This is a genomic window from Cellulophaga baltica, assembly GCF_900102165.1.
Classification (GTDB): domain Bacteria; phylum Bacteroidota; class Bacteroidia; order Flavobacteriales; family Flavobacteriaceae; genus Cellulophaga; species Cellulophaga baltica.
Genome location: NZ_FNBD01000050.1, coordinates 1 through 1,555 on the forward strand (window position 1 = coordinate 1; position 1,555 = coordinate 1,555).

3 protein-coding genes are annotated in these 1,555 nt (G+C 33.5%); all 3 read left to right on the forward strand.

All coding sequences use genetic code 11. The features are described from left to right. Positions 1–339: 339 nt before the first annotated feature. From BLQ19_RS20820 to BLQ19_RS20830, 3 genes are read left to right on the forward strand one after another with little or no spacing between them, the layout of a single operon-like run. Entirely contained in the window at positions 340–573 is a 234-nt protein-coding gene (locus BLQ19_RS20820) for a DUF2798 domain-containing protein (protein ID WP_074539661.1), read from the forward strand. Next, a complete protein-coding gene (locus BLQ19_RS20825) occupies positions 563–1,003 on the forward strand; it encodes an EVE domain-containing protein (RefSeq protein WP_074539662.1) in 441 nt (146 codons plus the stop codon). Before BLQ19_RS20820 ends, BLQ19_RS20825 begins: the two co-directional genes overlap by 11 nt. Continuing rightward, positions 987–1,430, forward strand: a complete 444-nt coding sequence (locus tag BLQ19_RS20830; RefSeq protein ID WP_074539663.1) for a MarR family winged helix-turn-helix transcriptional regulator — start codon at positions 987–989, stop codon at positions 1,428–1,430. The genes BLQ19_RS20825 and BLQ19_RS20830 overlap by 17 nt, the downstream gene beginning before the upstream one ends. The last annotated feature ends 125 nt before the right edge of the window (positions 1,431–1,555 follow it).

A 1,555-nucleotide genomic window follows, 5' to 3' on the forward strand; every position in this document is an offset into this window, starting at 1 on the left:
TTCGCTTAAGCGAAAACTATTAAAAAGCTTTTCTTGATATGTTTTTTTGCCTTGCATCCTTAAAGTTAAGAAATCAATCAATAATTTACTTTAACCCTATGTCAATTAATTGCTAACTTGTGCAACAGGCACAACGTATAAAATTAATTGCTTGGTTTTTGCCTATTTACGAAAGTCCTTCCGGACTTTCTATCTGTGATTTATTTGCTAAATTTAGTGCTTAAATTACGCAACTAATCTTATACAATCACGTTAGGTGGCATTTGAGACAAAAATCCTGCTAATCATTTGCGTTTTGTTGTCGTGAATATTATATTTGCGACATCAAAAACAAGTATTATGAATTTAACTGAAAAGCAAACGAAAATTATTCTTGGAATTTTAATGGCATTCTTTATGGCTTTGGCTATGTCATTTATAATGGTACTTATTAACGTAGGAATGGTCAAAGCATTTTTGCCGATTTGGATGAAAAGTTTTGCAATTGGATTTTTGGTTGCAGTTCCAACCTCTATGGTTGCAGCGCCTATTTCTCAAAAATTTATAAGTAAAATTTCAAAAAATGGAAAATAGAGAAACAAAATATTGGATCATAACAGCCTCGAAAGAGCACGTTAAAAATGGAGTTCAAGGAAATTTTGCACAGGCTTGTCACGGAAAAGCTACACCATTGAAAAAAATGAAAAAAGGAGATTTTGTTATTTACTATTCAAGTAAGGAATATTTCGACAAAAAAGATAAGTGTCAAGAATTTACTGCCATTGGTCAAGTAAAATCTAATGATATTTACCAATTTGAAATGACACCTGAATTTTGTCCTTTCCGAATTGATATTGATTTTTTGGAATCTAAAGACATTTCAATTATTCCGTTGATTAACGAATTAGACTTTATTCCCAACAAACAAAAATGGGGTTATCCTTTTCGTTGGGGAACTTTGCAGATAGACCAAAACGATTTCCAATTAATTTCCAAATTAATGCTATATGAACAAGAAAATTAGTTTTCACTTTCAAAGACCAGAAGAAAATTTAGGCTATTTACTTTGGCAAACCACTATGTTATGGCAAAAACAAATGAACAGAGCCTTGGACAAAATAAACTTGACCCATACACAGTTTGTGATAATGGCTGCTTTGGGTTGGCTTTTGAAAAATTCGGAAGATGTAACCCAAAAAGAAATTGCCGACCATAGCAATACCGACAGAATGATGGTTTCAAAAATACTTCGGACTTTGCAAAAAAATGAATTGATTGAACGAAAAGAACACGAAACGGACACAAGAGCGAAATGTGTTTTCTTGACCGACAAAGGAGTTGATACTTTACAGAAAGCTATTGAGATAAAGACACAAGCGAATAATTTATTTTTTGGTAAATTGTCGGACAAACAAAAATTTGGAAATGAATTAAGAAACATTACGGAATGAAAACGCCACCTAATCGAGTAGACGGCTCCGCCCCTAATTAGGGACGGAGTGCGCCTCTCACACCACCGTACATACGGGTCTCGTATACGGCGGTTCAATAATTATACATCTCGTTTGTAGTACTC